The organism is uncultured Marinobacter sp., assembly GCF_963974375.1.
Classification (GTDB): Bacteria; Pseudomonadota; Gammaproteobacteria; order Pseudomonadales; family Oleiphilaceae; genus Marinobacter.
Genome location: NZ_CAXBDN010000269.1, coordinates 1 through 5,879, shown reverse-complemented (window position 1 = coordinate 5,879; position 5,879 = coordinate 1). Strand labels below are relative to the sequence as shown.

The window sequence follows — 5,879 nt, the reverse complement described above, 5'->3', positions numbered from 1 at the left end:
CTGGATCGCTGGCTCGGGCCCCATGACCAGGATGTTCATGGTCAGGAGGGTCGTGCTACAGCCACTCAGCAACCTGCTGTCAGGACGGGGGTCAGTGTGTTCTATTTTGAAGAGCCACTGCAGGCCGATACCGACGTCGGAGATGACACATGAGCCCCCGGCTTTCCCGCGAAAACCATCCGCACTGGCAGCTGTCCGAGCTGGTCGGCACCCTGTTGTCGACGGCTGCCCAGAAAGTCGTCAGCACCTGGCTCAGTGACCTTAGATTTCGTGATGCCGAGGGCGAGCCGGCGTTGTTACCCCTGGCCACCGGTGGTCAGGGTGAAGGGTTTATCCGGCTGGTGGCGCTGGCAGACCGACGGCTGACCCCTGCCACAGTGCTTGATGAGTTGCTGTGCCTGGGGCTGGTTGAACGTCATGATTCCGGCCATCTGCTGCTCCGGCGTGTGGCCTACGGCCCGTTGAAACCGGCGGATGCAGGTTTTCGGCAACAGCCGCCAGAACGAACCGTTTTTCAGGCAGGCAAGCGCTATAACGATTTCAACAGATAGACCAGGCGAGAGCCCGGATCCGGGCTTCAGGAGAATGTTTCATGTCAGGTTTCAAGGCAAATGGAGTGAACCGGGCCCTGCTTCTGGTTCTGGTGGTGTTGCTGGCCGGTTGCGGAGACGGAGGCATAGGCATAGGTCCTGTCGCTGATGGCGGTATTCGTGGCACCGGCTCCAGTGTTGGCCCGGTATCCGGTTTTGGCAGCGTGGTGTTGAATGGGGTCCGGTTTGATACCGATAATGCCAGCATCAGCGGTGACGGCGTCCGTGAGCAGGATGACCTGGCCGTTGGCATGTTGGTGCAGATCGACGGCTTGTGGGAAGACGATGGCCTCGGCGTCGCGGACTCTGTTGTCTACGACGATACCCTGAGAGGACCGGTGACGGCGGTGACCCAGCCCTGGGACCCCCTGACCCGCACCGGTCGTATCCGGGTGATGGGCCTTGAGGTGCTGCTGGATGCCCAGACCCGCACGGATTTTGCCGCGTTGGCGGACATTGGTACCGGTGATTTTGTCCGGGTCAGTGGCTGGCTCCGGGACGATGGCCTCTACCGCGCCAGCTTTATTGGCGCCCTGCCGGTCAATAATGAAGATGTTGAGGTTGAGGGTTTTATCGACAGCGGTTCCCTGGATACTGATCTGGACCAGTTCCGGCTGGGCGGTTTGCGTATCAGCTACCGTGACGAGGATGTTGATGAGAGCATTCTGACCGATGAATCCCGTCAGTTGGACATTCAGGGCCGGTATCTGGAGGACAATAGCGGACCCTATATCCAGGCGACTGCAATTCGCCCGGCACTGCTGGCGGAACTGAGCAGTAAAGACCGGGATCTGCAATTGGCGGGAGTAGCCACACTCGCATTCTCGGGTGAAGGACGAACAGGGTCTTTCGAGCTGAATGGAATTCCCGTCCAAACCAGCGTCGAGACAGAATTTGATGACCTTGCGCCGTCCGATATCCGGCCAGGTTTGCTGTTGCAGGTGGAAGGTCGCCTCGAAAGCGGTGTCATCTTTGCGGACGAAGTGGAGTTACGGGAGGCGGATGCCGAGCTGGAGGGCGTCCCGATCGGTAATAGCTTCAATCTGGATGCCGGAACCTTTGAACTGGGCGGCGTCACCGTGCGGGTCGGGCCCTATACCCGGATTGAAATGGACGAGGGCGACGAGCGGGCGCTGACTTTTGATGACTTGCTCAACAACCGGCAGATCACCGTTGACCAGCAGTTTACCTTTGAAGTGGAAGGTATCCAGCGATTCCGGGAAAACCTGCTGGATGCCATCTACATTGAAGTGGATGATGAGGCTGAATCAGGCTTTGAGCTGCAGGGCCGGGTCACCGCTGTTGACCTGCAGCAGCAACAGTTTGTCGTTCTTGGTGTTACCATCACGGTAGACAGCTCGACCGAGTTTGATGATTCCGGCCAGCTTGAAGAGCTGACCGGAGCAGTGGTTGAGGTTGAATACTCGGGTAGCCCCGCTACCGGATTTTTCGCAGAGGAAATAGAGCTTGAAGATGACTGAATCAACGACAGGGATTTTCCATGGGTGAGGCAAAACGAAGAAAGGAAACCGGAGCACCAGCGCCGGTGCCGAAGCGCCAACGTTCGAAGACGCCGTTGTGGATCGGTGCCGGTGTGGTCGCTGTCGCCGCAGTGGTGGTGGCGGTGTTTTTCCTGACCCGTCCACCGGCACCGACCTCTGATTCGCTGCCCGTGGCAGCTCCGGAAACCGGGCCGTTTCCGGCCCAGCTTGACCGTTATGGCATTTCAGTGGGCCCGGAAGATGCGTCGGTAGTGGTGCGGGAATTTGCTGACTATCAGTGCCCCGCCTGCGCGCGTTTTTCCGAGGCCAGCCAGCGTCTGAAGCAGGAATATGTGGATTCCGGCAAGGTCCGGTTTGTCTACTTCGATCTGCCCTTGCGTCAGCATGGCAATGCGATGCCGGCAGCTATGGCCGCCCGTTGTGCCGGTGACCAGGACGAATACTGGGCCATGCACGACGAGCTCTACCGCCAACAGTCCGCCTGGTCCAACGCCAGCGATCCCGCTCAGGTGTTTGCCGGTTATGCCGGGAGCCTGGGGCTAAACGAGCGTCGCTTCAATCGCTGCATGAGCTCGGAGCTGCACAGGGAAGCGGTTGAGCAAAGCCTGCAGGTGGCCATACAGCTCCGGGTTGCCAGCACGCCTACGGTTCTGGTGAACAACATTGCCCTGACCCAGCCTGGCTGGGGCCAGCTTTCGGCTGTAGTGGAGCGCGAACTGGCTCGCTGATTGGCGCTTTACCTGGAAACTGGTTAAAATTCGCCCTCTTGCAACGGCACCCGGCCTTTGGCCTGGTGCCGTTTCTTTTGAGAATATGTGAAATCATGCTCCGGATTTACGATCCGGCCCGCAGGAGACGAGGATTATGAGTCAGAACATTGTTGTGTGTGCGTTGTACAAATTTGCCAGCCTTGATGATTTTGAGGCTCTGCGTCAGCCGTTGCTGGATCTGATGTTGGCGGAAGGTGTGCACGGTACCTTGCTGCTTGCCCGGGAGGGTATTAATGGCACTATTGCCGGCAGTCGCGAGGGCATTGATGCCATCAAAAACCGGATTGCCAGCGACCATCGTTTTGATGGCATCGACTACAAAGAGTCGCTGGTGGATATCCAGCCTTTCAAGCGCACCAAGGTAAAACTGAAAAAAGAGATCGTCACCATGGGCGTTGACGGTATCGACCCCCGCCGCATTGTGGGTACCTATGTTCAGCCACAGGACTGGAATGAGCTGATCTCGGATCCTGACGTATTGCTCATAGACACCCGCAACCAGTACGAAGTGGAAATCGGTACCTTCCGGAATGCGGTAAATCCGGCTACCGACAGTTTCCGTGAGTTTCCGGAATATGTGAAACAGCATCTGGATCCGGCAAAACACAAGAAGGTGGCCATGTTCTGCACCGGCGGTATTCGCTGTGAAAAATCCACTGCGTATCTTCGGGAACAGGGCTTTGATGAGGTGTATCACCTGCATGGCGGGATTCTGAAATACCTCGAAGAAGTTCCGCAGGAACAGAGCCTGTGGCAAGGCGAGTGTTTTGTGTTTGATGACCGGGTAACGGTTAACCACCAGTTGGAGCGGGGCGACTACGATCAGTGCCACGCCTGCCGCCGGCCCATTACAGAAGATGACAAACAGCGTCCGGAGTATCAGGCGGGGGTGAGTTGCCATCAGTGTCTTGATACCCTGACGCCGGAACAGAAAGCCCGGTTTGCCGAGCGGGAGCGTCAGATCCGTCTTGCCGAGCAAAGGGGTGAAATCCATGTGGGTGGTGAAGCGGCCCGCGTGATTGCTGAGCGTAAAGCCCGTAAACAGGCACAACGGGAGCGCCAGGCCCAACAAAGCAGAGCGGGCGAAAACACGGTCAGAACCTGATTCGCCGGCGACCAGTCGATGCCAACATGAACATTCAATAAACCAGGAGTAGACATGCGTTTGACCACAACCGCCATGATCGTGGCGCTGGCAGCATCGCCAGCCTTGAATGCGGAAACCCGTGACTGGAAAGGCGAGGGCGAGCTTGGCTTGCTGATCACCTCAGGCAACTCTGATGAGACCAACCTCAATGCCCGTCTCGGCCTGGTTCATGAAGTGGAAAAATGGCGCAATATCGGTGAGTTCCGGTCCAATGTGTCGGAATCCGATGATACCACTACGGCAGAGCGCTATCGTGCCGCGCTGGAAACCAACTACAAGTTCACCGAGCGCCAGTACTGGTACCTGCGCGGTGCCTACGAGGACGACCGCTTCTCGGGCTATGATTTCCAGTCCTCGGTAACCACCGGTTATGGAAACCGTGTCTGGGAGTCCGGCACCCGGTCGTTTCTGGACCTGTCAATCGGTGCCGGTTACCGGTTCAACAAACTGGATGTCCCTGATCCGGACACCGGCAGCCGCGATGAAGACGAGGCCATTGCCAGACTGGCTGGCCAGTTTGATTACGCACTCTCCGAATCCGCGCTGTTTCGGCAGACCGTCAGCTCGGAACTCGGGCTCGACGAGAACAACGTGATCACAGAGTCAGAAACGTCCTTACAGGCCACCATTGTGGATAATCTGTCCATGAAGGCTGCCTACCGGGTCAAACACGTCTCTGACGCGCCGGAAGGCTCCAGGAAAACTGATACCATCACGTCTCTGTCACTGTTGTACGGTTTCTGAGAATTCCCCCGTCACCTGGTATGCCGCTGAGGGTGTCCGGTGACGGGGACTCTGAGGCTGGCTCTGTCACACCCGGTTGCGCAGGCCCAGATCGTCAGGGTAGGGGCTGAGGTATTTCTGGGTGTGCAGGTAATCCACGGGTTCCCGGCGTTGTGCCATGCGCAGCAATGTCATGGGCACAATCAGGGGTACCTCACCACGGTGGTAGGCTTCGGTCTGCTCCAGCAATACTTTCCGTTCCTCGTCACCCAGAGCATCCCGCAGATAACCCATCAGATGCTGCATGGCATTAACGTGGGCACCACGAGTCACCTGTCGGGTCATGGCCTCCATGAACAGCGCGATGTAGCGATCGGCGATGGTGCTCAGGGGTTCCGACCTGAGGTCGCTCAGCATTGGTCCCAGCTGGCGGTAAATTCGTTCAGAATGAGCCAGCAGCTGGAATTTATGGCGGGTGTGGAATTCGATCAGTGCCCGTGCGGTGAGCTTGTCGCCGGCCACATTCTGCATCCAGTCGTCGTAGGCAAACACCCGTTCGATAAAATTTTCCCGCAGCTGATCGTCATTGAGTCGACCTTCCTCCTCCACCGGCAACAGTGGGTAGCGGGCCATCAGGGCCGCCGCAAACAGGCCGCGACCGTCCCGGTGAATCACCTGACCCTCGGGATTATGAACCTTGATCCGGGTCATGCCGCAGCTGGGGGATTTGGCCATCAGGATATACCCCCGCAGATCGTGCAGCTCCGGCAGCACACCATCGATCACCGCCTGCATGGCTGTGGTGTGATCGGCTGAGCCATTGCTCTCGATAAGCTTCAGACCTTCCGGGTACTCCCGCAGGTGGATGGCCGGCCGCGGCACACCCAGGCCTGCTTCCAGCTCCGGACAGACCGGGCGAAAGTCGAAATACCGTGCCAGCACACCGGTACAGTAGCGGGAATGCTTGTGACCGCCATCGTGGCGGACTTCCCGGCCCAGCAGGCAACTGCTGATGCCGACCGGAATCGTGCTCATGAAATAATACCTCCGCTGTAGCCCGGTAAGTGGCGGTTGGTTGGCCCCAGTATACGAGAACTAGTGTCCCGTCTGGTTAATTCGTTGACCTACTGCGTGCCGCTGGGACCTC

6 protein-coding genes are annotated in these 5,879 nt (G+C 58.1%); 5 read left to right on the top strand and 1 reads right to left on the bottom strand.

Translation table 11 applies throughout. The annotated features are described in order from the left end of the window. The first annotated feature begins 149 nt into the window (after window positions 1-149). From AAC035_RS17895 to AAC035_RS17875, 5 genes are all read left to right on the top strand, one after another. Window positions 150-551, top strand: a complete 402-nt coding sequence (locus AAC035_RS17895; RefSeq protein WP_339806455.1) for a hypothetical protein — start codon at window positions 150-152, stop codon at window positions 549-551. 41 nt (window positions 552-592) lie between these two features. Further along, the gene (locus AAC035_RS17890) at window positions 593-2,071 is read left to right on the top strand and encodes a DUF5666 domain-containing protein (RefSeq protein WP_339806454.1); all 1,479 of its coding nucleotides are present in this window, start codon (window positions 593-595) and stop codon (window positions 2,069-2,071) included. 20 nt (window positions 2,072-2,091) lie between these two features. Next, entirely contained in the window at window positions 2,092-2,820 is a 729-nt protein-coding gene (locus AAC035_RS17885; RefSeq protein ID WP_339806453.1) for a DsbA family protein, read from the top strand. 136 nt (window positions 2,821-2,956) lie between these two features. Further along, on the top strand, window positions 2,957-3,967 hold the full coding sequence (locus tag AAC035_RS17880; RefSeq protein ID WP_339806452.1) for a rhodanese-related sulfurtransferase: 1,011 nt from the start codon (window positions 2,957-2,959) through the stop codon (window positions 3,965-3,967). Between the two features lie 54 nt (window positions 3,968-4,021). Beyond that, entirely contained in the window at window positions 4,022-4,753 is a 732-nt protein-coding gene (locus tag AAC035_RS17875; protein ID WP_339806451.1) for a DUF481 domain-containing protein, read from the top strand. A gap of 66 nt (window positions 4,754-4,819) precedes the next feature. On the opposite strand, the gene AAC035_RS17870 is transcribed toward AAC035_RS17875, so the two are convergent. Then, window positions 4,820-5,767: a DUF523 and DUF1722 domain-containing protein gene (locus tag AAC035_RS17870; protein ID WP_339806449.1), complete on the bottom strand. Its 948-nt coding sequence runs from the start codon at window positions 5,765-5,767 to the stop codon at window positions 4,820-4,822. Window positions 5,768-5,879: the final 112 nt, after the last annotated feature.